The following is a 25,662-nucleotide window of genomic DNA, read 5'->3' as shown; positions in this document are numbered from 1 at the left end:
CGGAATCAAGCCGCGGGACTACCGCCCGTTCGGAAGCGAAATTCCAAGGAGGACAATGTGGAAGGCGACTGCGGCGGTCGAAGCCCCGGCAACCCCCAAAGCTCCAAGCGATCCGTCGGTTCCGGTGACGTCGGCGCCAACGAGGTCGAGGCGACCATCCCCGTCGACGACCACAGCGCGCAAACCAACCGGCACAAGGGGATCACCAGGAGCGACATCGATGCGTTGGCGCAGCTGAAGAGTCTGAGAAAGGCGCTCTGAAACCGCCGATGACCCTCGCAAGCAAGGGATCTGGCGCACCGCCATCGTCACCCGCGGGACGGCCCCGGCGGTGAGCTTGCGCGACGCGGCGCCGACCAGCCGCGCGATGGCGGTCGCGGTGATGGTGTCAATGGTCGCGTTCCTCGACTCCACCGTCATCAACCTGGCGTTGCCTGCCACCGAGCGTGACCTCGGCGGTGGCCTAGCGCTGCAGCAATGGGTCATCGAGGGCTACCTGCTGGCGATGGCGACCGTGATTCTTCCCGCCGGGTCCATCTCGGATCTGTTCGGACGCGTTCCGGTAATGCGGTTTGGGCTGATGACTTTCGGGGCGGGCTCGGTTCTGGCGGCGGTTGCCAATTCACCGGGGATGCTTATCGCCGGGCGCGTAATCCAGGGCCTGGGTGCGGCGTTCCTCGTGCCGGGCTCACTGGCGCTGATCAATACGGTGTTCGACAAGGCGCACCAGTCCGCTGCGATCGGCGTCTGGACCGGGTGGACCGGAACCGCCTTCGCGTTGGGCCCCCTGCTGGGTGGATTGTGCGTCGATTTGCTTGGCTGGCGCTGGATTTTCGTGTTGTCGGCGATCCCCATCGCGGCCGGGTTTGCGCTGACATTCTGGCTGTGCCCGATGTCTCGACGGGTCGCAGGCGCACGCGTCGATGTCGCGGGGGTGGGCCTATCGGCGGTCGGGCTGGCCGGGACCGTGTATGCGTTGATCGGATCGCAACACGACGGCTGGACCGAACCGCGGGTCATCGCGCCGCTGGTGATTGGGGTGGCCGCGCTGGCAGCCTTCGTAAGCTGGCAGCGCCGCAGCAGGAATGCGATGGTTCCGTTGCCGCTGTTCACCTTTCGTAATTTCGGCGCCGCCAATCTCGTCACCGCATTCATCTATGCCGGGTTGACGCTGGCTTCGCTGGCCATCGCCCTCTACACCCAAGAAATCGGCGGCTACTCAGCAACCGCGGCCGGATTGACCACCCTGCCGATTCCGGCGCTGTCGTTGGTGTTCGCCCGCCATGTCGGCCGGATTGCCGCACGGGTGGGCCCGCGCACATTCCTGATCGGCGGGCCCGCCTTGGCGGGCATCGGGCTGCTGCTGATCCGTCCGAAAGCCCAGGATTTCCATGCGATCATCGACGTAATTCCGGGAATAACCGTGCTGGCCATCGGGCTGGTTGCGACTGTCACGCCACTGACATCGCTGACGCTGGCATCGGTGCCGTCAGAGCACAGCGGTCTGGCGTCGGCGATCAACAACGCCGTCTCGCGGCTGGGCGCGCTGATGTCGATTGGGTCCATGGGGCTGATCAGCGTTGGCGCGGCGAGCGCCACCGGATTCGCCCACGTGTTTCAGGTGAGCGCAGCGCTATTCACCATCGGCGCGTTGTGCGCCGCCGTGTTGATCACCAATCCGCCCGACGGATGCCAGCCCGTGCCGGGCGCGATTGCCGCACTGTGCCGCGACCGGCCCGGTGTGCAACCGGCCCTGGCCAGCAGCGCTTCGGCCGCAACCGATCCATCGTCTCCGCGCTAACCGTGCACCGCTCGGTCGCCAGACGTCTGGGCGCGAATTCGTCTTGATGGCAGGTCTGTTCACCCGGGTGAATGCACGTTTCGGGTGATGACAGCTCCTCAAGGCGCTCCAAGGATGCAATTTGGGACCAAGCCCGTCTCGACGACGCCGCCGTCGAGCTGACACCGCACGGAGAGGGAACAGAAGATGCACCATGCCGAGCAACCGGCCGAAGATTTGGCGATCCTCGCGCAGCTCAACAACGACTACGTCCACTCCGACCAGTTCAACGACGTCCGGCGCTTCCGCGAGTTCCTTGCTGAAGACTTCATCGTGCAGACGCCGGGCGTAACCCGAAACCGCGAAGAGTTCCTCGAATACATCGCTGAGCCGCGTCCCTTCAAGGATCTCGCTGTCCACGACGTCAACATCCGCATCCTCAGTGACGTCGCTCTGATCCACGCGCGCGCCACCTACACCATGCTCGCCGATGGCGCGGAGCAGGAAGCTCTGTACACGGACACATATCAAAAGCGTGATGGCACCTGGGTCTGTGTCGCGGCCTGCGCGATCGCCCCGGGCGCTTAACACCACCCGGGATCGATCCGAACAGATCGAAGAGGTCAGTTCAGCCTGCGATTGGATCCACCATGCCGACCGGAATCGTGTTGTTCCCCAATCCTCAAGCAATCAACGTCGTCGATGACGTGGTTGCGCAGGCCGGCCGTGCGCGTTCGCTCGGCGTCCGGCAGGTCTGGCTGGGCCAGCAATTCGATCTTGATGCGATTGCCCTCGCCGCGTTGGTGGGTGCGGCCGTACCGGGGCTCGGGGTCGGTACGGCGGTGGTGCCGATCAACCCGCGTCATCCACTGATCGTCGCGTCGCTGGCGCAGACGGCGCAGGCCGCATCGCACGGCGCCTTTAGTCTTGGTCTCGGGTTTGGGTGCGCACGAGCCGGAGCGACAGGCCTTCCGGACGTCGTGGCCCAACACGATCACACGCCTTCGTGAGCACCTGACGGTGCTGAAGTCCATCTTCGACACCGGCGCGGTGGACTTCAGCGGCAACGAGATCAGCGCGCATCCTGGATGGCCGGTGCAGGTCGCCGGGGGCACGCCCATTCCGGTGTATGTGGCAGCGATGGGCCCGAAGGCGTTGCGGGTCGCCGGCGAGCTGGCCGACGGCACTCTGACATATCTCGCCGGTCCGCGGACAATCGCAGAGTTCATCGAACCGGCCATCGCGAAGTCAGCCGCCGCCGCTGGACGGCCGAAACCCAGGATCATCGCGCAGGTGCCAACACTGGTGTCCGACAACGTCAATTCAGCAAGGAATTTCGTGGCCCAGCAATTAAGCTTCTACGAGACCATTCCGTCTTATCGGAAGGTGATCGCCCGCGAAGGTGTTCGCGATGCGGCAGACCTCGCAGTGGTGGGTTCAGCGAAAACACTCAGGCGTCAGCTTCGGAGTTATCTGGATGCGGGTGCGACCGATGTGGTGCTGAGCGGACTGGGCTGGGCGGACGCTCCGGTGGCCGAAGAGCTATGGGCTGTCGCGGCCTCGTTGTGACGGACCAGTGGCGGCGAAATCTGGCGAGTGTCTCCGGAGCCGCAATGATCAACCCAGGCCGGGAAACGAAACAAACTCGTGCACAGAAAATTTCAGCCAGCCGGGGCTTTCCAAAGCACGATTCGCGCTTAGCGTCGCGCAGTCTCACCCGGGTGAACAGGTGGTGGGGGTGATGACAGCTCACCTCGCTCGACAGCAGTCTCGGTACGACCAGTCCGGTGGAACGCGTTACAGCCGTCGTCACCACGAAGCGGTCCAGCACAGCCGCAACGAGAACCAGGAAGGCGCACATGCATTTTGAGGGCAAGAAGGTTGTTGTCATCGGCGGCAGTGCCGGCATGGGTCGGCAGGTTGCGATCGACATCGTCGATCATGGCGGGAGTGCGGTGATCGTGGGTCTGTCGAAGAACCGCGTCGACGAAACCGTCGCCGAGCTGAGCCGGCGTGGCCATGCTTGGGGTATCTCCGCCGAGCTGACGGATCGCGACGCGGTCGCCGATGTGCAGCGGATGCTTTCTGAGGAGCACGGCCAGGCGACACTGTTGGTCAACGCGGCCGGATTCTTCATCCCCAAGCCGTTTCTCGAGTACGAAGCGCAGGACTACGACTCGTACATGGACCTCAATTACGCCCTGTTCTTCCTGACCCAGACCGTTGTCGCGGGCATGATCGCCCGCGGTGAGGGCGGGGCCATTGTCAACATCGGCAGCATGTGGGCGCATCAGGCGATCGGTGTGACCCCGTCGTGCGGGCACTCCATGCAAAAAGCCGGCCTCCATGCGCTGACCCATAACCTGGCCATCGAGCTTGCCGGCCACAAGATTCGGGTGAACGCCGTGGCGCCGGCCGCCGTCAAAACCCCGGCACTCGGGCGCTGGGTACCCAAGGACGAGATCGATTCGACGCTCGATACTTTCGCGCCCTTTCACCCCTTGGGGCGAGTCGGCACACCAGCCGACGTGGCCAATGCCGTGACATATCTGCTGTCGGATCAGGCCAGCTGGGTCACCGGCGCGATTCTCAATGTCGATGGCGGCGTCATGGCCGGCCGCAATTAGACAGAAAGCCTCAAAGGAGAGATTGCAGTGACAATAAACATCTTCAGGCCCGGCGGGCCGCCGGCCAAGTCTGTCGGGCGCACCGAGGGCAAGTCCGTCTTCAATGGGACCGTCGGTGTGCGCCACATCCTGGATAGATTTGGGGCTGACGGTCGCTTCTCCGTCCTCGAGCATCCCATGTCACCCCGGGCGCTGGCCGCACCCCTTCATCGCCACCACAACGAAGATGAATACAGCTGGATCATCGAGGGGCGCGTGGGCGCCTTGCTCGGCGATGAGGTGCTCGATGGCGGGCCCGGCGACTTCATCTTCAAGCCGCGAGGTCAATGGCACACCTTCTGGAACGCGGGCGACGAGCCGGCCCGCATCCTCGAGATCATTTCCCCCGCGGGATTCGAGCAGTTTTTCGACGAGCTTGCTGATCTCGGCGGTATCGCGACGATATCGCCCGAAATCCTGGATGAGCTCTGTGCGCGCTACGAACTCGAGATGGATGTCGACAGCGTCGCCGAACTCTGCAAACGCTTCGACTTGAAATTCCCAGGTGAACCTCTTTGAGGACGCGGCGGGTTCGCAAATCGCGTGCGTAGGGCGCGCTCGGGCTGAGACCCGCGTGGAGGCGAGGAATATGATCAGCGACGGCGACTACGACGACACCCGGCCCGATGGCACATTAGGGCCCAGCGAGTCGTTGGACTCCGACGAAGTACGCAATGACGATGGCGACATCGTGGTCGATGCGCCGTTGCGCTGGATCTCTGCCGACGAGCATCTGACGCTGGACGAGCGTCTGGCCGCTGAGGAGCCGGAACTTGGCTACCCGGACGGCCTTCCGCTGCGCGCCGGGCGGCACCACGGTCAGATCAGTGGCAGCCCAAACGACGGCATGTCGTTCTACACGGTGGCGCGCGAAGAGTTCGATGCGGACGCTTAGTGGCCGGGCACACGGGGTCCTCACCCGGGTGAAGAGGTGGCCGGGGTGATGACAGATCACCCCGTTCGGCCACAGGCTGAATGGACCGAGACGGATGGCCGGTCTGCTTGCAGGGCGCCTCGGCGAACTAACGTCATCCGGTGGAACGTCGATCGCAGGACCCACGTCCCCGATGCCGGCAAGCGTCTCCGATCGTCCCGGCGGGGCTCGATCACCGGCCAGACTACAACGCTGAAAGGTTCATCATGAAGATCTTAGTCATCGGCGGGCGTGGCCTTATTGGCTCGAAAGTGGTGGCCAAGCTTGGCGCGCAGGGACACGACGTGATCGCCGCTTCACGCCGATCCGGTGTCGACTCGCTCACCGGCGAAGGCCTAGCAGTCGCCGTCACCGGCGCGGATGTCCTTGTCGACGTTGCTGATTCACCAATTTTCGACGACGAGCCTGTGATGCACTTCTTCACGACCGCGACCAAGAACCTTCTTTCTGCCGAGCGGGAAGCGGGAGTCAAACACCATGTCGCGTTGTCCGTCGTCGGATCGCAGAGCATGCCAGACAGCGGCTACAACACCGCCAAAGCGGCTCAGGAGGAGCTGATCAAGGATTCGGGCCGGCCGTACTCGATTGTGCGCGCGACGCCGTTCTACGAGTTCGCGATTGGCTTGGCCGATTCCGCGACAGACGGGGAGATTGTGAGATTGCCACCCGCATCGTTCCGCCCCATCGCCGCCGACGATGTCGCCACCGCCGTGGCTCGTGCGGCGATCGGACCTCCCATCAACGGCGTCGTGGAGATCGCGGGACCCGAAGCAATGGGCATGGACGACTTCGTTCGCGCGGGCCTCGCCGCCAACGGCGATCGACGCCGGGTCGTGACCGATCCCCAGGCTCCGTATTTCGGTGCGGTGATCGACGATCACAGCCTCGCGCCCGACGAGAACGCGACGATCTTCACGACTCGATACTCCGACTGGATCGAAGCACGCCCCGCCAGGACGGGATGACGAATGTCGTTGGAAACGTCCGAGTCCGCACCCGAGTCAACCGTCCAGGTGCTTCAGGAAGTGCGATTACCGACCATTCCCGACGATGCCCATGTCGTGACCGTTCTCATCACCCATCCGCCGGGCGCCTCTGGGTACCCGCCGCACCGCCTTCCCGGGGGCCCCGGATTCGGTTACATGATCGGCGGTGAGATGTTGTTCGAGCTCGAGGGTGAAGCGCCACGCGTGCTCCGTGCTGGAGAGGCTTTTTGGGGGCGCGGCGGCGACGTGATCCACTATCGGGACGCCAACAACCGCACCGATATTCCTTGTAGCTATGTCCTCACCCTGCTGTGCGCGCCCGGGAAACCGATGCGCGAATGGGTGACCGACGGCGAGCTCACGGCGCGAAAACACCTGCGTGTGACGGGCTGATTGCTCGCAGGCCCAGGCGGGCCCGGTGCCGCCACCGCGCCCGCCTGGTAGGAGCGGTTAGCTCAGCCGCCCTGGGCCGCACCTATTTGGGCTTGCCGCACCTGCCGTCGGTGGCCTGCCGGACGTTGATGCTGGTCGCCTGCAGCGTGCCGTTGTCCATCGTTCCGCGGGCCCACAGGCACTTGCCCTGCGTGATCGCGTCGGTGGTGGCGGTTGTCTGCTTGCTGTACTTGGTCTTGTCGTCGACCGTCACCGCGGTCTGCGTGGTGTTGCCACTGGGGTCGGTGCCGCTGACGTTGATGGTGTTACCCGACACGGATGCCACCGAGCCACGGACCGGGGCGGGCTTCGGGGCCGGCGCCGGCGAGCCCGGGGGCGGCGGGGTGGTAGAGCTTGGCGCCGGACCCTGCCCCGCCGGCTTGGCCGGGCACGCGCCGTTGACGGAGGGGCTGACCTTCACCGAGGCGGCGGTGACGGGCTGCCCGGCCTGGGGTGGCGCGGTGGGCCGCACCGTGACGCAGCTACCCGAGGTGACATCGGTCAGCGCGGCGGGGATGGTCTCGGTGATCTTGGTGGTGGAGGTGAAGTTCACGGCGACGGTCGAGTTGTCTTCCTTGGTGACCTGAATGGAGTTGCCCGCCACCGACGCGATCAGGCCGCTGACCCGAGCCTCGCCGCTCGCCGGGGCCGGCGACGTGGTCGTGGAGGTCACCACCGAGGTGGACGTCGAAGTCGAGGTCGTCGGGCTTGACTTGTTGGACGAGCCGCACGCGGCGATGGACAGCGCGGTGACGCCGGTGACGGCGAGGACCGCTGCTCGGGTGAGCCGAGGCGTTGGACAGCTGGCAGACATCAACGTTCTCCAATCGTGGTGGGACCCAACGGAATGGGTATTACCAGTTGGAGCTGTGGCTAACCTGTGCGTAATCGGTGCGGCGGTCAGAACGCTTGCTCGGGGATGCGCATGATTTCGCCGTCGATGGACTCGATGACTTTGCGCAGCGACGTGAGCTTCGGCAGCATGTTCTTGGCGAAAAACGCCGACGTCGCCACCTTGCCCCGATAGAACGCCGCGTCGTTGGAGTCCGCGCCCGCCAGCGCGGCGTGCGCGATCCCGGCCTGCACCAGCAGCCGCCAGCCGATGAGCAGGTCGCCGACCGCGAGCAGGTACCGCACCGAGCCGAGCCCCACCTTGTAAATTTCGGTGGGGTGTTGCGCGGCGGACATCAGGTACCCGGTCAACGCGCCCGTCATCGACATCACCTCGTCGAGCGCCGTCTGCAGCAGCTCGGCCTGCGGTTTGAGCTCGTCGTCGCACGCATCGATCGTCGCGCTGATCTGGGCCGTGACGAACTGCAGGGCCTCGCCGCGGTCGCGCACGATCTTGCGGAAGAAGAAGTCCAGCGCCTGGATGGCCGTCGTGCCCTCGTAGAGCGAATCGATCTTGGAGTCCCGGATGTACTGCTCCAGCGGGTAGTCCTGCAGGAAGCCCGAACCGCCCAGCGTCTGCAGTGACTCGGTCAGGATCTCATAGGCGCGTTCGGAGCTCACGCCCTTGACGATCGGCAGGAGCAGGTCGTCGACGCGGTGAGCCATCTGATGGTCAGCACCCGAAACATGTTGGGCGACAGCGTCGTCCTGGTGCGCGGCGGCGTACATGTACAGGGCCCGCAAACCCTCGGCGTAGGCCTTCTGCGTCATCAGGCTGCGACGCACGTCGGGGTGGTGGATGATCGTGACCCGCGGCGCGGTCTTATCCGACATCTGCGTCAGGTCCGCGCCCTGCACGCGCTCCTTGGCGAACGCCAACGCGTTCAGGTAGCCCGTGGACAGGGTGCCGGCCGCCTTGACGCCGATCGTCATGCGCGCGTGCTCGATCACGGTGAACATCTGCGCAATCCCGTTGTGCACGTCGCCGACCAGATAGCCGACCGCGGGCAGATCCGTTGCGCCGAAAGTCAATTCACACGTGGGGGAGGACTTGATGCCCATCTTGTGCTCCAGCCCCGTGACGAAAACCCCGTTGCGGGGGCCGAGTTCGAACGTTTCGGGGTCGAAAAGATACTCGGGCACGTAGAACAGGCTCAGTCCCTTGGTGCCCGGTCCGGCGCCCTCGGGGCGCGCGAGCACCAGGTGGAAGATGTTGTCGGCGGTGTTGCCCACGTCGCCGCCCGAGATGAACCGCTTGACGCCCTCGATGTGCCAGGTGCCGTCGGGCTGCGCGATGGCCTTGGCGCGGCCGGCCCCGACGTCGGAGCCCGCGTCGGGCTCGGTGAGGACCATCGTGGCCGCCCAGCCGCGCTCCACGCCCTCGGCCGCCCAGCGCCGCTGCTCTTCGTTGCCCTCAACGAACAGGGCCTGGGCCATCAACGGGCCGAGGCAAAAGAAGTTCGCGGACGGGTTGGCGCAGATGATCATCTCGTTGACGCCCCACGCCAGCGGCGGCGGGGCGGCCATGCCGCCGATCTCCTCGTCCAGCATCAGTCGCCACCAGCCGGCCTCCTTGATCGCCTGCACCGTTTTGGCCAGTTCGGGCGCCACGCTGATGGTGTGGGTGGCCGGGTCGAAGACCGGCGGGTGGCGGTCGGCGAAGGCGAAGGATTCGGCCACCGGGCCTTCGGCCAGGCGGGCGGCTTCCTCCAGGATCGTCCGCACCGTTTCCGCGTCGAGGTCGCCGTAGCGTCCGGTGCCCAGCACGGCGCCCATGTCGAGCACTTCGAACAGGTTGAACTCGAGATCACGGACGTTAGCGATGTAGTGGCCCAACGCGATTCCCTCACTGGTCCCTTGACGCGGCGGATCGTCCGCTCAGTGTCTCCGACGTGGGAAAACGTACGCAACCGTAACCTATGGTCGGCCGCCGGCGGGTTACGCGACGGTTGCGGCGGGGAGAAGACGTCCGCGCAACCGCGGCCGGCTTGCCCGCCCGGGAACACCACGCCGCGCCCCCTCGTTACAGCAAACGTGACCACACTCGACCTCACCGCTGAGAAGTTCAACGAAACCATCGAGGGCAACGACATCGTGCTCGTCGATTTCTGGGCGTCCTGGTGCGGCCCATGCCGCCAGTTCGGGCCCACTTTCCAGGCGTCCGCCGAAAAGCACCCCGACATCGTGCACGCCAAGGTCGACACCGAGGCCGAACAACAGCTGGCCGCCGCCGCCCAGATCCGGTCCATCCCCACGCTGATGGCCTTCAAGAAGGGCAAACTGCTGTTCAACCAGGCCGGGGCGCTGCCGCCGGCGGCGCTCGAAGACCTGGTCCAGCAAATCCGGGCATTCGACGTCGACGCCGCCCAGGCCGGCCCGGCCGAATAAGACCGGCGCCGCGGCGCGCGCGGGGCGGCCCTTGGCAACGCGCTAGGTTGCTTGGGTGAGTTTGGTACTGCTAGAGCACCCGCGACCCGGTGTCGCGCTGATAACCCTCAATCGGCCCGAGCGGATGAACTCCATGGCGTTCGACGTCATGGTGCCGCTCAAGGAGGCCCTGGAGAAGGTTACCTACGACAATTCCGTGCGCGTGGTCGTGCTGACCGGGGCGGGCCGGGGGTTCTCCTCGGGCGCCGATCACAAGTCCGCGGGCTCGGTGCCCCACGTCGAGGGGCTGACCCGGCCGACCTACGCGCTGCGCTCCATGGAGGTCCTCGACGAGGTCATCCTGGGCCTGCGGCGCCTGCACCAGCCGGTGATCGCCGCGGTCAACGGCCCGGCGATCGGGGGCGGGCTGTGCCTGGCGCTGGCCGCCGACATCCGGGTCGCCTCGACCGGCGCGTACTTTCGCGCCGCGGGCATCAACAACGGCCTGACCGCCAGCGAACTGGGCCTTTCCTACCTGCTGCCGCGGGCCATCGGCTCGTCGCGGGCGTTCGACATCATGCTGACGGGCCGCGACGTCACCGCCGAGGAGGCCGAGCGCATCGGCCTGGTGTCGTGCCAGGTGCCCGACGAACAGCTGCTCGACACCTGCTACGCGATCGCCGCCCGGATAGCGGCGTTCTCGCGGCCGGGAATCGAATTGACCAAGCGCACACTGTGGAGTGGACTGGACGCCGGTAGCCTGGAGGGGCACATGCAAGCCGAAGGCTTGGGTCAGCTGTTCGTTCGTCTGCTCACCGCCAACTTCGAAGAAGCGGTTGCCGCGCGCGCGGAGCGACGCCCCGCGGTTTTCACCGACGACAAGTAGCCACGACATCAGGGAGTAGATGTGATCACTGCCACGGACCTCGAGGTCCGCGCCGGTGCGCGCATCCTGCTCTCACCCGAAGGGCCGGACCTGCGCGTGCAGCCCGGCGACCGGATCGGGCTGGTCGGGCGCAACGGCGCCGGCAAGACGACCACCCTGCGCATCCTGGCCGGCGAGACCGAACCGTACGCCGGGTCGGTGCTGCGCGCCGGTGAAATCGGTTATCTGCCACAGGATCCCAAGGAGGGCGACCTCGACGTGCTGGCGCGCGACCGGGTGTTGTCGGCCCGCGGCCTGGACGTTCTGCTCACCGACCTGGAAAAGCAGCAGGCGTTGATGGCCGAGGTCGCCGACGACGAGGCACGCGACCGCGCCATTCGCCGGTACGGGCAGCTGGAGGAGCGGTTCGTGGCGCTGGGCGGCTACGGGGCCGAGAGCGAGGCCAGCCGCATCTGCGCGAGTCTCGGCCTGCCGGACCGGGTGCTGACGCAGAAGCTGCGCACGCTGTCGGGCGGGCAGCGCCGCCGGGTGGAGCTGGCGCGGATCCTGTTCGCCGCGTCGGAAGGCGGAGCGGGCGCTTCAGGTTCAGAGACCACCCTGCTGCTCGACGAGCCCACCAACCACCTGGACGCGGATTCGGTTGGCTGGCTGCGCGATTTCCTGCGCGCCCACACCGGCGGGCTGGTGATCATCAGCCACAACGTCGAGTTGCTCGCCGACGTCGTCAACCGGGTGTGGTTTCTCGACGCCGTGCGCGGCGAGGTCGACGTCTACAACATGGGCTGGCAGAAGTATCTGGACGCCCGGGCCACCGACGAGCAACGGCGCCGCCGTGAGCGCGCCAATGCCGAACGCAAGGCCGCCGCGCTGCGCACGCAGGCCGCCAAGTTGGGCGCCAAGGCCACGAAAGCCGTTGCCGCCCAGAACATGCTGCGTCGCGCCGACCGGATGATGGCCGCGCTCGACGAGGAGCGGGTCGCCGATAAGGTCGCCCGCATCAAGTTCCCCACCCCCGCCCCGTGCGGGCGCACGCCGCTGGTGGCCAAGGGACTGAGCAAGTCGTACGGGTCGCTCGAGGTGTTCACCGGCGTGGACCTGGCCATCGACCGCGGCTCGCGGGTGGTGGTCCTCGGCCTCAACGGCGCCGGCAAGACGACGCTGCTGCGACTGCTGGCCGGCACCGAGCAACCGGACACCGGTGGGCTGGAGCCCGGCCACGGCTTGCGGATGGGCTATTTCGCGCAGGAGCACGACACCCTCGACAACAACGCCAGCGTGTGGGAGAACATCCGGCACGCCGCGCCCGACACCGGCGAGCAGGATCTGCGGGGCCTGCTGGGCGCGTTCATGTTCAGCGGACCGCAGCTCGACCAACCGGCGGGCACGCTGTCGGGTGGCGAGAAGACACGGCTCGCGCTGGCCGGGCTGGTGGCGTCGACGGCGAACGTTCTGCTGCTCGACGAGCCGACGAACAACCTCGATCCCGCCTCGCGCGAACAGGTGCTCGACGCGCTGCGCAGTTACCAGGGCGCGGTGGTGCTCGTGACGCACGATCCCGGCGCGGCCGAGGCGCTCGACCCGCAACGGGTTGTGCTGCTGCCCGACGGCACCGAGGACTTCTGGTCCGACGACTACCGAGACCTCATCGAACTGGCCTGACTCCCGGGTGCTTTTCGTCCAAATCGGCCCGCGGCCGACGACGGGTTCCTACTCTTAGGTGCTTGCGATCGTGCTCAGCCGCGGAGGACATCCATGAAAAGGACACCGCAAAGGTCGAAGAAGACCCGCGAGGAGTTGTTGTCCGAGCTACGGAACGCCTACGAGGGCGGGGCCAGCATCCGCACGCTGGTCGCCTCGACCGGCAGGTCCTACGGATCGATTCACAGCCTGCTGCTGCAGGCGGGTGCCACGATGCGCAGCCGCGGCGGCCCGAACCGCACCGCGCGATCCGCACGGGTGTAGCGCCGCGGCGTCGCTACTCCTGCGGGCCAGAGTCGTTGCGGCGCACGGACTTTTCCACCAGGTCGAGCACCGCGGACAATCGCCGCGGATCCTCGCCTGACGCCAGCCGCGCCACCAGGCCGTCGAGCACCAACTCCAGATAGCACTGCAACACGTCGCCGGGAACGTCGTCGCGCACCCGGTGCGCCTCCTTCTGCCGGCGCAACCGGTCGGTTGTCGCCGCCGCCAGTTCCGCGGACCGCTCCGCCCAGCCGCGGCTGAACTCGGGGTCGTTGCGCAGCTTGCGTGCGATCTCCAGCCTGGTGGCCAGCCAGTCGAACTGGTCGGGCGCGGCGAGCATGTCGCGCATCACCTGGATGAGGCCCTCGCGCGACGCCACGTCGGCCATCCGCTCGGCATCCTCGTGCGCCAGCGCGAAGAACAGCGCGTCCTTGTCGCGGAAGTGGTGGAAGATCGCGCCACGCGACATCCCGATGGCCGTCTCCAGCCGCCGCACCGTGGCCTTGTCGTAGCCGTACTCGGCGAAGCAACGGCGGGCACCGTCGAGGATCTGGCGGCGGCGAGCCGCCAGATGATCCTCGCTGACTTTGGGCACAGGCGACGACGGCTACGACTTGAGCATGTTGCGCAGCACGTACTGCAGGATGCCGCCGTTGCGGTAGTAGTCGGCCTCCCCGGGCGTGTCGATGCGCACCACCGCGTCGAACTCGATCGGGTCGCCGCCTTCCTTGGAAGCCTTGACGTGCACCGTCTTTGGCGTCTTGCCGTCGTTGAGCGCCTCGATGCCGGTGATGTCGAACACCTCGGTGCCGTCCAGCCCCAGTTCCTTGGCGGTCTTGCCCTCGGGGAACTGCAGCGGGATCACGCCCATGCCGATCAGGTTGGAGCGGTGGATGCGCTCGAACGACTCGGCGATCACCGCCCGCACGCCCAGCAGCAGCGTGCCCTTGGCGGCCCAGTCCCGAGACGAACCGGAGCCGTACTCCTTGCCGCCCAGCACCACCAGCGGAATGTCCTGCGCCGCATAGTTCTGCGCCGCGTCGTAGATGAACGCCTGCGGGGCGCCGTCCTGGGTGAAGTCGCGCGTGTAGCCACCCGAGACGTCGTCGAGCAACTGGTTGCGCAGCCGGATGTTGGCGAATGTGCCGCGAATCATCACCTCGTGGTTGCCGCGCCGGGAGCCGAAGGAGTTGTAGTCCTTGCGTTCGACGCCGTGCTCGTCCAGGTACTGCGCGGCCGGGGTGCCCGGCTTGATGGCGCCCGCGGGGGAGATGTGGTCGGTGGTCACCGAGTCGCCCAGCAGCGCCAACACCCGGGCGCCCGTGATGTCACCGACGGGCTCGGGCTCCGCCGCCATCCCCTCGAAATACGGGGGCTTGCGGACGTACGTCGAATCCTGGTTCCACTCAAACGTATTGCCACTCGGGGTGGGCAGGTTGCGCCACCGCTCGTCGCCCTTGAAGACGTCGGCGTAGTTCTTGGTGAACATCTCCTGGCTGATCGCCGAGGCGATGGTGTCCGAGACGTCCTTCTGCGACGGCCAGATGTCTTTCAGGAAGACGTCGTTGCCGTCCTTGTCCTGACCCAGCGGCTGCGACTCGAAGTCGAAGTCCATGGTCCCCGCCAGCGCGTAGGCGACCACCAGCGGCGGGGACGCCAGGTAGTTCATCTTCACGTCGGGGTTGATGCGGCCCTCGAAGTTCCGGTTGCCGGACAGCACCGCGGACACCGACAGGTCGTTGTCGTTGATCGCCTTGGAGATCTCGTCGGGCAGCGGGCCGGAGTTCCCGATGCACGTCGTGCAGCCGTAGCCGACCAGGTAGAAGCCGAGCTTCTCCAGATACGGCCACAGGCCGGCCTTGTCGTAGTAGTCGTGGACCACCTGGGAGCCCGGTGCCATCGTGGTCTTCACCCACGGCTTGGACGCCAGCCCCTTCTCGACGGCGTTGCGGGCCAGCAGCGCCGCGCCCAGCATCACCTCGGGGTTGGAGGTGTTGGTGCACGACGTGATGGCCGCGATCACCACCGCGCCGTGGTCGAGCTCGAACTCGCCTCGGTCGTCGGAGCGCACCCGAACCGGGTTGCTCACCCGGCCCTTGGCATGTGCCGCAGCCGATTCGAACTTCGGGGCGTCGTCGGCGTGGCCGTTCTCCAGCGCGCCGGGGTCGCTGGCCGGGAAGGACTCGTCGACGGCCTCGTCGAGCTTGGAGTACTCCTTCTTGTCGGGGTCGTCGCCGACGTAGTCGCCGATCTGTGCGCGGAACGTGGATTTCGCGTCGGACAACGCGATTCGGTCCTGCGGGCGCTTCGGTCCGGCGATCGAGGGCACCACGTCGGACAGGTTGAGTTCGAGGTACTCGGAGAAGGCCGGCTCGTGCTTCGGGTCGTGCCACATGCCCTGCTCTTTGGCGTACGCCTCGACCAGGGCGAGCTGCTCGTCGGAGCGGCCGGTGAACCGCAGATAGGAGATGGTCTCCTCGTCGATCGGGAAAATCGCGGCGGTGGAACCGAATTCGGGGCTCATGTTGCCCAGGGTGGCGCGGTTGGCCAGCGGCACCTCGGCCACCCCCTCGCCGTAGAACTCGACGAACTTGCCGACGACGCCGTGCTTGCGCAGCATCTCGGTGACGGTCAGCACCACGTCGGTGGCGGTGACGCCGGCCTGGATCTCACCGGTCAGCTTGAATCCGACGACTCGCGGGATCAGCATCGACACCGGCTGACCGAGCATCGCGGCCTCGGCCTCGATGCCGCCGACGCCCCAGCCCAGCACGCCCAGGCCGTTGACCATCGTGGTGTGCGAGTCGGTGCCCACGCAGGTGTCGGGGTAGGCGACCCCGTCGCGGTCCATCACCACGCTGGCCAGGTATTCGATGTTGACCTGGTGCACGATGCCGGTGCCCGGCGGCACCACCTTGAAGTCGCGGAAAGCGCCCTGGCCCCAGCGCAAGAACTGGTAACGCTCGCCGTTGCGCTGGTACTCGATCTCGACGTTGCGCTCGAAGGAGTCGGGGGTGCCGAACAGGTCGGCGATCACCGAGTGATCGATCACCAGGTCGGCGGGCGCCAGCGGGTTGACCTTCTCCGCCTTGCCGCCGAGGTCGCCGATCGCCTCGCGCATGGTCGCCAGGTCGACGATGCAGGGCACGCCGGTGAAGTCCTGCATCACGACCCGGGCGGGCGTGTACTGGATCTCAATGCTGGGTTCGGCCTTGGGATCCCAGTTCGCGATGGCCTCGATGTGGTCTTTGGTGATGTTGCTGCCGTCCTCGTTGCGCAGCAGGTTCTCGGCGAGGACTTTGAGGCTGTAGGGGAGTTTCTCGGTGTTGGGTACGGCGTCGAGACGATAGATCTGGTAACTCTTGTCGCCGACCTTGAGGGTGTCGCGCGCTCCGAACGAGTTCACAGAATCTTCTTTACTCACTTCAACTCCCAAGGATTTAGTTCTTCCGCCGACGGGCCGTGCCGGCGGTGCGGTGCTACTTTAACAGTACGCTTGTCCTGCATTACGGCGGGGCGCCCGTAGGTCCAGTCTTGTCGCGTAGGCCGACGGTTTAAACCCCTCGGGGCGGACTCTCTCGGAAGCGCCGTGACCGCGTGCCCGGGCGCGGCGCCGGGCGGATGCTCTCGAAACATAAACCTCGCACACCCTCGCCGGCGTGTCGTGTGCGTGGTTTATGTGTCGTGACCGCAAGGGCGGCGCGGCTTGCGGCGAGGCCGGCCCGCCCGCCGGGCGGGCGATCGCGAACCCGCGTCGCGTACGGTGCCGGTAGCACTAGTCAGGGAGGCGAAATGACCGGGCACGAATCCTTCGTCCTGCCGCTCTACATTCCGCAAGACGTCGACATGGCCGCGATCAAGGCGCAGGTTGCCGCCGACGGCGTCAGCGCGCCGGCCGCGGCGCTGCCCGAGCTGCTCGATGTGGTCAACCAGGCGCGCGCACACGGCATCAACCTCAAGATCGTGCTGCTCGACCACAACCCCCCGAACGACACCCCGCTGCGCGACATCTCGACCGTGGTCGGCGCCGACTACCACGACTCGACCGTCCTGACGCTCAGCCCGAGTTACGTAGGTAGCTACAGCACACAATTCCCGCGGGTCACGCTGGAGGCCGGCGAGGACATCGCCAAGACCGGCAACCCGGTGGTCTCGGCGCAGCATTTCGTGGGCGAGCTCGAGGGCCACGAATTCCCGTGGACGGGCCTCACCATCTTCCTGCTGCTCGCGGTCTTCGCGGCCGCCGTCGGCACCCGCCTCCTGCAGCTGCGCGCCAGGCGATCAGCAACTCCGTCGGATTCGGCGGGGGCGCAGGAAGTGACGCCGACGAACACGGCCTAGCCCCGCTTTCCGGCGCGACAGGTCCCGCCGGCCACTCCCTCATCGGCCGCTGCGGCAAACCCGGCAGGTCACCGTTCGGTCACATTAAACGCACGTCAAGAGTGCGATTTCTGTGGAGCGTTTGCACGCCCAATAGTGTGACGTACGGTGCAAATGATGCTGGTGTTGTCTTTGGCGCCTCTTGAGAGCCCTGTGGCCGGCGCCGCCCGTCGCGTTGAGCCGTAGGAGACCTGAGTCGAATGAGACGCACACGCCGGGGCTCCGCTGCGCAACCGGTCGCGAGGCTCGTCCGGCCGGTCGTGCCATCAGTCGTGAGCGTGGCCCTGCTGCTCTGTACGCCCGGGCTCGCCCAGGGTGACCCCGCCGCCGACAGCCTGGCCGGTCTGATCGCCAACGTCGCGAAGGCGAACCAGCGCCTGGAGAATCTGAGCGCCGAAATCCAGACGGAACAGGAGAGCGTCAACAAAGCCCTGGTGGACGTCGAGACCACCCGGGACAACGTCGCCGCGGCCCAACGCGACCTCGAGACCAGCCAGCAGGCGGTCAAAGACGCCAACACCGCGATCGCCGCGGCGCAACAGCGGTTCGACACGTTCGCCGCCGCCACCTACATGAATGGCCCGTCGAGCAGCTACCTGACCGCCACCAGCCCAGACGAGATCATCGCCACCGAGGCCGCCGCGAAGACCCTGTCCGCGAGCTCCCAAACGGTGATGACCAGGCTGCAGCAGGCGCGAACCGAACAGGTGAACAAGGAATCGGCGGCTCGGCTGGCCAAGCAGAAGGCCGACAAGGCCGCCGCCGACGCCAAAGGCAGCCAGGACGCCGCGGTGGCGGCGCTGACCGATTCCAAGCGCAAGTTCGACGAACAGCGCGAACAGGTCACCCGGCTGGCCGCCGAACGCGACGAGGCGCAGGCGAAACTCGAAGCCGCCCAACGGCAGTGGTCGACCGGCCCGGGCGGTCCCGCCACCCCGAGCTCGGGCGACCGGTGGGAGACCGGCTCGCCCGGGGCGCCGGCGCCGCACACCGGGGCCCGCCGCTGGGACGGCGCCTGGGACCCGACCCTGCCGATGATCCCGAGCGCCAACGTCCCCGGCGACCCGATCGCGGTCATCAACCAGGTGCTGGGGATCTCGGCCACCTCGACGCAGGTCACCGCCGGACTGGGCCGCAACTTCCTGCAGCAGCTCGGCATCCTCAAGCCCGACGACACAGGCATCACCAATGCCGCCCCCGGCGGGACTTCCGGGCGGATCCCGCGGGTGTACGGCCGGCAGGCCACCGAATACGTGATCCGGCGCGGCATGTCGCAGATCGGCGTGCCGTACTCCTGGGGCGGCGGCAACGCCGCCGGGCCCAGCAAGGGCATCGACTCGGGCGCCGGCATCACCGGCTTCGACTGCTCGGGCCTGGTCCTGTACTCGTTCGCCGGGGTGGGCATCAAGCTGCCGCACTACTCGGGCTCGCAGTACAACCTGGGCCGCAAGATCCCGTCCTCGCAGATGCGCCGCGGCGACGTCATCTTCTACGGCCCCGGCGGCAGCCAGCACGTCACGATCTACCTCGGCGACGGGCAAATGCTCGAGGCCCCCGATATCGGGCTGAAGGTCCGCGTCGCGCCGGTGCGCACCAGCGGCATGACGCCCTACGTGGTCCGCTACATCGAGTGGTGAACGAATGAAAATCGAACGGGGAGCCATGCGCCGCAAGCGGATTCGCCTGATCAACCTCGCCTGGATCACCACCGTGGTGACCGGGCTGATGTTGTCGGTCGCCGCCCCGGCGCCCGTCGCCGTGGCCGACCCCGGCGCCTGGGACCCCACCCTGCCGGCGACGATCAGCGCGGGCGCCCCGGGCGACCCGCTCGCCGTCGCCAACGCGTCGCTGCAGGCCACCGCCCAGGCGACCCAAACGACGATGGACCTGGGCAGGCAGTTCCTGGGCGGCCTCGGAATCAACATCCTGGGGGATCCCGCTCCCACTGCGGCAAGCCCCACCAACCCGGGCGGCAAGATCCCGCGGGTCTACGGCCGTCAGGCAATCGAGTACGTCATCAAGCGGATGGGCTCGCAGATGGGCGTGCCCTACTCGTGGGGCGGTGGCTCGCTGGACGGCCCGAGCAAGGGCGTCGGCGACGGCGCGAACATCACCGGTTTCGACTGCTCGGGCCTGATGCGGTACGGCTTCGCCGGCGTCGGCGTCCTGATTCCCCGGTTCTCCGGTGACCAGTACAACGCCGGCCGGCACATCCCACCCGACCAGGCGCGGCGCGGCGACCTGATCTTCTACGGCCCGAACGGCGGCCAGCACGTGACGATGTATCTGGGCAACGGCCAGATGCTGGAGGCGTCCAGCCTCGCCGGTCACGTCACCGTCAGCCCGGTTCGCAAGCCCGGCATGACGCCGTTCCTGACTAGGATCATCGAGTACTGATCCAGGTTCGTTGCTGGGCGGGTCGCCCGGCTGGATGCCGGGGGCGAACCACCAGCGTCGACGGAATCCGGCGGGCCTGGAATAGTTGGACGCGGGCACGTCGCGGCCCCACGACAGTGGTGGTGCAAGCAGTCGTGTCCGAATGAGCTGTGGAGGGTTATTGATGACAGCAGCAGGTGGGCCGCCTCAGGGCGCCAGCGGTTACTCGGGCCCGGGTGGTCCTGCCGGCTCGCCGGCCCATGAGGCGCCGTCGGGCGGTGGTAATGGCCTGGCCGCGGAGGTGCACACGCTGGAGCGGGCCATCTTCGAGGTCAAGCGGATCATCGTCGGCCAGGACCAGCTCGTCGAGCGGATGCTGGTCGGCCTGCTCTCCAAGGGCCACGTGTTGCTCGAAGGTGTCCCAGGTGTGGCCAAGACCCTGGCCGTCGAGACCTTCGCCAAGGTGGTGGGCGGCACGTTCGCCCGCATCCAGTTCACGCCCGACCTGGTGCCCACCGACATCATCGGTACCCGCATCTACCGGCAGGGCAAGGAGGAGTTCGACACCGAGCTCGGCCCGGTGGTGGTGAACTTCCTGCTCGCCGACGAGATCAACCGTGCGCCTGCCAAGGTGCAGTCGGCGTTGCTGGAGGTCATGCAGGAACGCCAAGTGTCGATCGGCGGCAAGAGGTTCCCGCTGCCCAACCCGTTCCTGGTGATGGCCACCCAGAACCCGATCGAGCACGAGGGCGTGTACCCGCTCCCCGAGGCCCAGCGGGACCGCTTCCTGTTCAAGATCAACGTCGGCTACCCGTCGCCCGAAGAAGAGCGGGAGATCATCTACCGGATGGGTGTGCGGCCGCCCGAGCCCAAGCAGATCCTCAACACCGGCGACTTGTTGCGGCTGCAGGACATCGCGGCTAACGGCTTCGTGCACCACGCGCTGGTCGACTACGTGGTGCGCGTCGTGACCGCCACCCGCCATCCCGAGCAGCTTGGCATGAACGACGTCAAGACGTGGATCTCGTTCGGTGCGTCCCCGCGCGCCTCGCTGGGCATCATCGCCGCGTCCCGCTCGCTGGCGCTGGTGCGTGGCCGCGACTACGTGATTCCGCAGGATGTCGTCGATGTCATTCCCGACGTGCTGCGGCACCGCCTGGTGCTCACCTACGACGCGCTCGCCGACGAGATCTCGTCGGAGATCGTCATCAACCGGATCCTGCAGACGGTCGCCCTGCCTCAGGTCAACGCCGTTCCGCAGCAGGGGCAGTCGGTGCCCCCTGTGATGCAGCCCGCCGGCGCGGCTAGCGGTCGGTGACCGACCCCAAGCAGCCGGCGGTGCCACACCCGCCCTCGATGCAGCGCGGGCAGATCGTCGACCCGAAGCTGGCGGCGGCGCTGCGGCAACTCGAGCTGACGGTCAAGCGCAAGCTCGACGGCGTCCTGCACGGTGACCATCTCGGGCTGATCCCGGGACCGGGCTCCGAGCCGGGCGAATCGCGCGAGTACCAGCCCGGTGACGACGTCCGGAGGATGGACTGGGCCGTCACGGCGCGCACCACGCACCCCCACGTCCGGCAGATGATCGCCGACCGTGAGCTGGAGACGTGGCTGGTGGTCGACATGTCGGCCAGCCTCGACTTCGGCACCGTGGGCTGCGAGAAGCGCGACCTGGCCGTGGCGGCAGCTGCCGCGATCACGTTCCTCAACAGCGGCGGCGGCAACCGGCTCGGGGCGCTGATCTCCAACGGCCAGACCACGACTCGGGTTCCGGCGCGCTCCGGGCGGCAGCACGAACAGACGCTGCTGCGCACCATCGCCACCACCCCGAGGGCGCCGGTCGGCGTGCGCGGGGATCTGGCGACGACCATCGACGCGCTGCGCCGTCCGGAACGCCGCCGCGGCATGGCGGTGATCATCAGCGACTTCCTGGGGCCGATCAACTGGATGCGCCCGCTGCGGGCGATCGCGGCCCGCCACGAGGTGCTGGCCGTCGAGGTGCTCGACCCCCGCGACGTCGAGCTGCCCGACATCGGCGACGTCGTGCTGCAGGACGCCGAATCCGGGGTCACCCGCGAGTTCACCATCGATCCCCAGCTGCGCGACGATTTTGCCAAGGCTGCCGCCGCGCACCGCGCCGAGGTGGCGCGCACCGTGCGCAGCTGCGGGGCGCCGATACTGACCCTGCGCACCGACCGCGATTGGATCGCCGACATCGTCCGCTTCGTCGAGTCCCGCCGGCGCGGGGCGATGGCGGGACGGCAGTGACGGGCACTTTGACCGAGGCGCACAGACACACCAAGACGGTTTTATGACACTGCCATTGCTCGGGCCGATATCGCTGTCCGGCTTCGCACACTCCTGGTTCTTCCTGTTCCTGTTGGTCGTGTTCGGGCTGGCCGCGATGTACATCCTCATGCAGCTGGCGCGGCAGCGAAGGATGCTGCGCTTCGCCAACATGGAGCTGCTGGAAAGCGTTGCGCCCCAACGTCCTTCGCGCTGGCGGCACGTGCCGGCGATCCTGCTGGTGGCGTCGCTGGTGCTGTTCACCATCGCGATGGCGGGGCCGACCAACGACGTCCGCATTCCCCGCAACCGGGCGGTGGTGATGCTGGTGATCGACGTGTCGCAGTCGATGCGCGCCACCGATGTGCAGCCCAACCGGATGGCGGCCGCGCAGGAGGCGGCCAAGCAGTTCGCCGACGAGCTGACCCCGGGCATCAACCTGGGGCTGATCGAGTACGCGGGCACAGCCACCGTGCTGGTGTCGCCGACGACCAACCGCGACGCGACGAAGAACGCGCTGGACAAGTTGCAGTTCGCCGACCGCACCGCCACCGGGGAGGGCATCTTCACCGCGTTGCAGGCGATCGCGACGGTCGGCGCGGTGATCGGCGGCGGCGACAAGCCGCCACCGGCGCGCATCGTGCTGTTCTCCGACGGCAAGGAGACGATGCCGACCAATCCGGACAACCCGAAGGGCGCCTTCACCGCCGCCCGCACCGCCAAGGACCAGGGCGTGCCCATCTCGACGATCTCGTTCGGCACCCCGTACGGCTTCGTCGAGATCAACGACCAGCGCCAGCCCGTTCCCGTCGACGACACGACGATGAAGAAGGTCGCCGAGCTCTCCGGCGGCAGTTGGTACAACGCCGCGAGCCTGGCGGAGCTGAAGGCGGTCTACGCGACGCTGCAGCAGCAGATCGGCTACGAGACCATCAAGGGCGACGCCAGCGTGGGCTGGGTTCGGCTCGGGGCGCTGGTGTTGGCGCTCGCCGCACTCGCGGCCCTGCTCATCAACCGCCGCCTGCCGACGTAATTAGGGTTCCAGCCCGCGAGCGTAAGCTGGCTGCGATTGCCGGCCCGGATTTTCGCAGTGTGGTTACATTCGCGAAGCGCGCCTCGCTGACCCGGCGGATTATTTCGTCGCGGTGATGTTCGGCGATGACTCTGACGACAATCCACCCGTGACGCTCGAGCATCTCCAGCCGGCGGACGTCCTTGACGTATTGATAGCGACTCGAGCGATGCTGATCGCCGTCATACTCGACAGCGACCTTGCTGTCGTCCCAGCCCATGTCCAAATACGCCACGACGCAGCCCCATTCGTTGAGCACAGGGATCTGTGTCTGCGGAGCCGGAAACCCGGCCACAATCAACAGCAGCCGCAACCAGGTCTCCTTGGGCGATTGCGCCCCACCGTCGACGAGTCCGAGGGCGAGGCGAGCAGCTTTCATTCCCCGGCGCCCCCGATACCGCTCGAGTAGGGGCTCGACGTCGGCCAGCTTCAGGTCGGTCGCCTGCACGAGGGCATCGATGGCGGCGACCGCGGTTTCCTTCGGATGGCGCTTCGCCAGGTCAAGGGCCGTACGGGCCGGCGTAGTGACACGCATCCCGTCGACGACCGTGATCTCGTCGGCTCCGACGCGCTCTTCCCAGACCCGCACTCCCGCGGCCCGTCGGCGGTTGCAATCGATGATCTCGGCAGGTCGCGCCGGGTCGATCCAGCGAGCACCATGGAGCGCGGCGGCCGAGAAGCCTGCCAGGATGCCTCGTCGCCGCGATCGCAGCCAGGACGCCTTGGCGCGCAACACAGCGGTCAATTCCGTATCTCTGGGCATGTAGACGTCCCGGTGCAGCGCAATGTACCGAGTTCGGAGCTCATGGCGAGTCACCAGCCGCGCGGCGCGGGCTTCACTGCCCACGAAAGGATCCGTCATGGCGAAAGTGTGCTGAGTCACACCGACAAGTCGAGGCGGTCGTAACGTGGTGGCGGATTTTCGTTCGATATCTCGCCACAGCGTTACGACCGCGGCCTGGTAGGAGGGACATTTCAGCCCGGGGCGATTTCGGGGCGACCACGGCAAGGCGCTAGGTTGGCGGGGTGACTGACACGGCCACCGAGAACACCACCGAAAGTGCCGCCACCGGCGGCAAACCCGCATTCGTATCCCGCTCAGTCCTGGTGACGGGCGGAAACCGGGGCATCGGACTGGCGATCGCGCAGCGGCTGGCCGCCGATGGCCACAAGGTGGCCGTCACCCACCGCGGATCCGGGGCGCCCGAGGGGTTGTTCGGCGTGGTGTGTGACGTGACCGACAACGAGGCCGTCGACCGGGCGTTCAAAGAGGTCGAGGAGCACCAGGGGCCCGTCGAGGTGCTGGTGTCCAATGCCGGCATCTCCAAAGACGCCTTCCTGATCCGGATGACCGAGGAGCGCTTCACCGAGGTCATCAACGCGAACCTCACCGGGGCGTTCCGGGTGGCCCAGCGGGCGTCGCGGAGCATGCAGCGCAAGCGGTTCGGCCGCATCATCTTCATCGGGTCGGTGTCGGGCATGTGGGGCATCGGAAACCAGGCCAACTACGCGGCCGCCAAGGCCGGCCTGATCGGCATGGCGCGTTCGATTTCCCGCGAGCTGTCCAAGGCCGGGGTGACCGCCAACGTGGTCGCCCCCGGCTACATCGACACCGAGATGACCCGCGCGCTCGACGAGCGGATCCAGGCGGGCGCACTGGAATTCATCCCGGCCAAGCGGGTCGGCACCGCCGAGGACGTCGCGGGGGCGGTCAGCTTCCTGGCGTCCGAGGATGCGGGCTACATCGCCGGCGCGGTCATCCCGGTTGACGGCGGCATGGGCATGGGCCACTGAATTCGGCCCCGACACATCGACATTAAGGACGGACATGGCAGGACTGCTCGAGGGCAAACGGGTTCTGGTCAGCGGGATCATCACCGACTCGTCGATCGCGTTTCACATCGCGAAGGTCGCCCAGGAGGCGGGGGCGCAGTTGGTGCTCACCGGGTTCGACCGGCTGCGGCTGATCCAGCGCATCGCGGACCGGTTGCCGGAGAAGGCCCCGCTGATCGAACTCGACGTGCAGAACGAGAAGCACCTGGACACGCTCGCCGAGCGGGTCACCGCCGAGATCGGTGAGGGCAACAAGCTCGACGGCGTGGTGCACTCGATCGGCTTCATGCCGCAGACCGGGATGGGCATCAACCCGTTCTTCGACGCGCCCTACGAGGACGTCTCCAAAGGCATCCACATCTCCGCCTACTCGTATGCCTCCCTGGCCAAGGCGCTGCTGCCGATCATGAACCCCGGCGGGTCCATCGTCGGCATGGACTTCGACCCGAGCCGGGCCATGCCGGCCTACAACTGGATGACGGTGGCCAAGAGCGCGCTCGAATCGGTCAACCGGTTCGTGGCCCGCGAGGCCGGCAAGTTCGGTGTTCGCTCGAATCTGGTTGCGGCGGGGCCGATCCGGACCCTGGCGATGTCCGCCATCGTCGGCGGTGCGCTGGGCGAGGAGGCGGGCGCCCAGATGCAGCTACTGGAAGAGGGCTGGGACCAGCGGGCGCCGATCGGCTGGAACATGAAGGACCCCACGCCCGTGGCGAAGACGGTGTGCGCCCTGCTTTCGGACTGGCTGCCGGCCACCACCGGCACCATCATCTTCGCCGACGGCGGCGCCAGCACCCAACTGCTTTAATCGCCA

General features: G+C 67.0%; 25 protein-coding genes and 1 pseudogene. 21 read left to right on the top strand and 5 right to left on the bottom strand.

Going from position 1 to position 25,662, the window contains the following annotated elements; genetic code table 11:
• The first annotated feature begins 57 nt into the window (after positions 1–57).
• The 9 genes and pseudogenes from A5691_RS18965 (at position 58) to A5691_RS18925 (ending at position 6,759) form a co-directional block, all read left to right on the top strand.
• Entirely contained in the window at positions 58–261 is a 204-nt protein-coding gene (locus A5691_RS18965) for a hypothetical protein (RefSeq protein ID WP_067275560.1), read from the top strand.
• A 70-nt stretch (positions 262–331) separates the two neighbouring features.
• Entirely contained in the window at positions 332–1,801 is a 1,470-nt protein-coding gene (locus A5691_RS18960; protein ID WP_156675617.1) for an MFS transporter, read from the top strand.
• A 186-nt stretch (positions 1,802–1,987) separates the two neighbouring features.
• On the top strand, positions 1,988–2,368 hold the full coding sequence (locus A5691_RS18955; protein WP_067275559.1) for a nuclear transport factor 2 family protein: 381 nt from the start codon (positions 1,988–1,990) through the stop codon (positions 2,366–2,368).
• A 62-nt stretch (positions 2,369–2,430) separates the two neighbouring features.
• Positions 2,431–3,349, top strand: a pseudogene (locus A5691_RS18950) (LLM class F420-dependent oxidoreductase).
• A 290-nt stretch (positions 3,350–3,639) separates the two neighbouring features.
• Positions 3,640–4,407 (top strand): SDR family NAD(P)-dependent oxidoreductase, encoded by a 768-nt coding sequence (locus A5691_RS18945; RefSeq protein ID WP_068016943.1) that lies wholly within the window; start codon positions 3,640–3,642, stop codon positions 4,405–4,407.
• Positions 4,408–4,434: 27 nt separating this feature from the next.
• Positions 4,435–4,965: a cupin domain-containing protein gene (locus A5691_RS18940; RefSeq protein WP_231981000.1), complete on the top strand. Its 531-nt coding sequence runs from the start codon at positions 4,435–4,437 to the stop codon at positions 4,963–4,965.
• A 70-nt stretch (positions 4,966–5,035) separates the two neighbouring features.
• Positions 5,036–5,341 (top strand): hypothetical protein, encoded by a 306-nt coding sequence (locus tag A5691_RS18935; RefSeq protein ID WP_068016940.1) that lies wholly within the window; start codon positions 5,036–5,038, stop codon positions 5,339–5,341.
• 245 nt (positions 5,342–5,586) lie between these two features.
• Entirely contained in the window at positions 5,587–6,345 is a 759-nt protein-coding gene (locus A5691_RS18930) for an SDR family oxidoreductase (protein ID WP_068016938.1), read from the top strand.
• A 3-nt stretch (positions 6,346–6,348) separates the two neighbouring features.
• Entirely contained in the window at positions 6,349–6,759 is a 411-nt protein-coding gene (locus A5691_RS18925) for a cupin (protein ID WP_068016935.1), read from the top strand.
• A gap of 82 nt (positions 6,760–6,841) precedes the next feature.
• Here the strand turns inward: A5691_RS18925 and A5691_RS18920 are convergent, their stop codons facing one another.
• Both A5691_RS18920 and A5691_RS18915 read right to left on the bottom strand, forming a co-directional pair.
• A complete protein-coding gene (locus tag A5691_RS18920) occupies positions 6,842–7,612 on the bottom strand; it encodes a DUF5666 domain-containing protein (RefSeq protein ID WP_197694416.1) in 771 nt (256 codons plus the stop codon).
• A gap of 86 nt (positions 7,613–7,698) precedes the next feature.
• Entirely contained in the window at positions 7,699–9,525 is a 1,827-nt protein-coding gene (locus tag A5691_RS18915) for an acyl-CoA dehydrogenase (RefSeq protein WP_068016932.1), read from the bottom strand.
• Positions 9,526–9,723: 198 nt separating this feature from the next.
• Between A5691_RS18915 and trxA the strand changes: the two genes are divergently transcribed.
• The 4 genes from trxA (at position 9,724) to A5691_RS18895 (ending at position 12,904) form a co-directional block, all read left to right on the top strand.
• Entirely contained in the window at positions 9,724–10,077 is a 354-nt protein-coding gene (trxA, locus tag A5691_RS18910; RefSeq protein WP_068016929.1) for a thioredoxin, read from the top strand.
• A 55-nt stretch (positions 10,078–10,132) separates the two neighbouring features.
• Positions 10,133–10,942: an enoyl-CoA hydratase gene (locus tag A5691_RS18905; protein WP_068016926.1), complete on the top strand. Its 810-nt coding sequence runs from the start codon at positions 10,133–10,135 to the stop codon at positions 10,940–10,942.
• A gap of 21 nt (positions 10,943–10,963) precedes the next feature.
• The gene (locus A5691_RS18900; protein ID WP_068016923.1) at positions 10,964–12,601 is read left to right on the top strand and encodes an ABC-F family ATP-binding cassette domain-containing protein; all 1,638 of its coding nucleotides are present in this window, start codon (positions 10,964–10,966) and stop codon (positions 12,599–12,601) included.
• Between the two features lie 93 nt (positions 12,602–12,694).
• A complete protein-coding gene (locus tag A5691_RS18895; protein ID WP_067890757.1) occupies positions 12,695–12,904 on the top strand; it encodes a helix-turn-helix domain-containing protein in 210 nt (69 codons plus the stop codon).
• Positions 12,905–12,917: 13 nt separating this feature from the next.
• On the opposite strand, the gene A5691_RS18890 is transcribed toward A5691_RS18895, so the two are convergent.
• Positions 12,918–13,499, bottom strand: coding sequence for a TetR/AcrR family transcriptional regulator (locus A5691_RS18890; RefSeq protein ID WP_067754056.1), 582 nt, complete (start codon positions 13,497–13,499; stop codon positions 12,918–12,920).
• 12 nt (positions 13,500–13,511) lie between these two features.
• Entirely contained in the window at positions 13,512–16,328 is a 2,817-nt protein-coding gene (locus tag A5691_RS18885) for an aconitate hydratase (protein ID WP_197694415.1), read from the bottom strand.
• Positions 16,329–16,696: 368 nt separating this feature from the next.
• On the opposite strand from A5691_RS18885, the gene A5691_RS18880 reads away from it, so the two are divergent.
• The 6 genes from A5691_RS18880 to A5691_RS18855 all read left to right on the top strand — a co-directional run bounded on the left by A5691_RS18880 (position 16,697) and on the right by A5691_RS18855 (position 22,979).
• On the top strand, positions 16,697–17,245 hold the full coding sequence (locus tag A5691_RS18880) for a DUF6676 family protein (RefSeq protein WP_067780605.1): 549 nt from the start codon (positions 16,697–16,699) through the stop codon (positions 17,243–17,245).
• Positions 17,246–17,484: 239 nt separating this feature from the next.
• Positions 17,485–18,921 (top strand): NlpC/P60 family peptidoglycan endopeptidase RipA, encoded by a 1,437-nt coding sequence (gene ripA / locus A5691_RS18875; protein WP_067754043.1) that lies wholly within the window; start codon positions 17,485–17,487, stop codon positions 18,919–18,921.
• Between the two features lie 25 nt (positions 18,922–18,946).
• A complete protein-coding gene (ripB, locus tag A5691_RS18870; RefSeq protein WP_067754115.1) occupies positions 18,947–19,681 on the top strand; it encodes an NlpC/P60 family peptidoglycan endopeptidase RipB in 735 nt (244 codons plus the stop codon).
• Positions 19,682–19,844: 163 nt separating this feature from the next.
• A complete protein-coding gene (locus tag A5691_RS18865; protein ID WP_067754041.1) occupies positions 19,845–20,978 on the top strand; it encodes a MoxR family ATPase in 1,134 nt (377 codons plus the stop codon).
• The gene (locus A5691_RS18860; protein ID WP_067754038.1) at positions 20,975–21,928 is read left to right on the top strand and encodes a DUF58 domain-containing protein; all 954 of its coding nucleotides are present in this window, start codon (positions 20,975–20,977) and stop codon (positions 21,926–21,928) included. The genes A5691_RS18865 and A5691_RS18860 overlap by 4 nt, the downstream gene beginning before the upstream one ends.
• A 43-nt stretch (positions 21,929–21,971) precedes the next feature.
• Positions 21,972–22,979: a VWA domain-containing protein gene (locus A5691_RS18855; protein ID WP_067754035.1), complete on the top strand. Its 1,008-nt coding sequence runs from the start codon at positions 21,972–21,974 to the stop codon at positions 22,977–22,979.
• On the opposite strand, the gene A5691_RS18850 is transcribed toward A5691_RS18855, so the two are convergent.
• A complete protein-coding gene (locus A5691_RS18850) occupies positions 22,957–23,880 on the bottom strand; it encodes a type IV toxin-antitoxin system AbiEi family antitoxin (RefSeq protein ID WP_156675616.1) in 924 nt (307 codons plus the stop codon). The genes A5691_RS18855 and A5691_RS18850 overlap by 23 nt on opposite strands.
• Positions 23,881–24,044: 164 nt before the next feature.
• On the opposite strand from A5691_RS18850, the gene fabG1 reads away from it, so the two are divergent.
• Positions 24,045–24,812, top strand: coding sequence for a 3-oxoacyl-ACP reductase FabG1 (gene fabG1, locus A5691_RS18845; RefSeq protein ID WP_067754029.1), 768 nt, complete (start codon positions 24,045–24,047; stop codon positions 24,810–24,812).
• Positions 24,813–24,846: 34 nt separating this feature from the next.
• Positions 24,847–25,656: an NADH-dependent enoyl-ACP reductase InhA gene (gene inhA / locus A5691_RS18840; protein ID WP_067311115.1), complete on the top strand. Its 810-nt coding sequence runs from the start codon at positions 24,847–24,849 to the stop codon at positions 25,654–25,656.
• Positions 25,657–25,662 lie beyond the last annotated feature (6 nt).

It is taken from the genome of Mycobacterium sp. E183 (assembly GCF_001667735.1).
Lineage (GTDB): Bacteria > Actinomycetota > Actinomycetes > Mycobacteriales > Mycobacteriaceae > Mycobacterium.
This window is presented reverse-complemented; position numbering and strand designations above follow the sequence as displayed.

What these genes read in the sequence shown, in the direction of transcription:
- A5691_RS18955 (WP_067275559.1), top strand. Translation starts at nt 1,988, where the DNA reads ATGCACCATGCCGAGCAACCGGCCGAAGATTTGGCGATCCTCGCGCAG.
- A5691_RS18945 (WP_068016943.1), top strand. Translation starts at nt 3,640, where the DNA reads ATGCATTTTGAGGGCAAGAAGGTTGTTGTCATCGGCGGCAGTGCCGGC.
- A5691_RS18935 (WP_068016940.1), top strand. Translation starts at nt 5,036, where the DNA reads ATGATCAGCGACGGCGACTACGACGACACCCGGCCCGATGGCACATTA.
- A5691_RS18930 (WP_068016938.1), top strand. Translation starts at nt 5,587, where the DNA reads ATGAAGATCTTAGTCATCGGCGGGCGTGGCCTTATTGGCTCGAAAGTG.
- A5691_RS18925 (WP_068016935.1), top strand. Translation starts at nt 6,349, where the DNA reads ATGTCGTTGGAAACGTCCGAGTCCGCACCCGAGTCAACCGTCCAGGTG.
- A5691_RS18920 (WP_197694416.1), bottom strand. Translation starts at nt 7,612, where the DNA reads ATGTCTGCCAGCTGTCCAACGCCTCGGCTCACCCGAGCAGCGGTCCTC.
- A5691_RS18895 (WP_067890757.1), top strand. Translation starts at nt 12,695, where the DNA reads ATGAAAAGGACACCGCAAAGGTCGAAGAAGACCCGCGAGGAGTTGTTG.
- A5691_RS18880 (WP_067780605.1), top strand. Translation starts at nt 16,697, where the DNA reads ATGACCGGGCACGAATCCTTCGTCCTGCCGCTCTACATTCCGCAAGAC.
- ripA (WP_067754043.1), top strand. Translation starts at nt 17,485, where the DNA reads ATGAGACGCACACGCCGGGGCTCCGCTGCGCAACCGGTCGCGAGGCTC.
- ripB (WP_067754115.1), top strand. Translation starts at nt 18,947, where the DNA reads ATGCGCCGCAAGCGGATTCGCCTGATCAACCTCGCCTGGATCACCACC.
- A5691_RS18865 (WP_067754041.1), top strand. Translation starts at nt 19,845, where the DNA reads ATGACAGCAGCAGGTGGGCCGCCTCAGGGCGCCAGCGGTTACTCGGGC.
- A5691_RS18855 (WP_067754035.1), top strand. Translation starts at nt 21,972, where the DNA reads ATGACACTGCCATTGCTCGGGCCGATATCGCTGTCCGGCTTCGCACAC.
- A5691_RS18850 (WP_156675616.1), bottom strand. Translation starts at nt 23,880, where the DNA reads ATGACGGATCCTTTCGTGGGCAGTGAAGCCCGCGCCGCGCGGCTGGTG.
- inhA (WP_067311115.1), top strand. Translation starts at nt 24,847, where the DNA reads ATGGCAGGACTGCTCGAGGGCAAACGGGTTCTGGTCAGCGGGATCATC.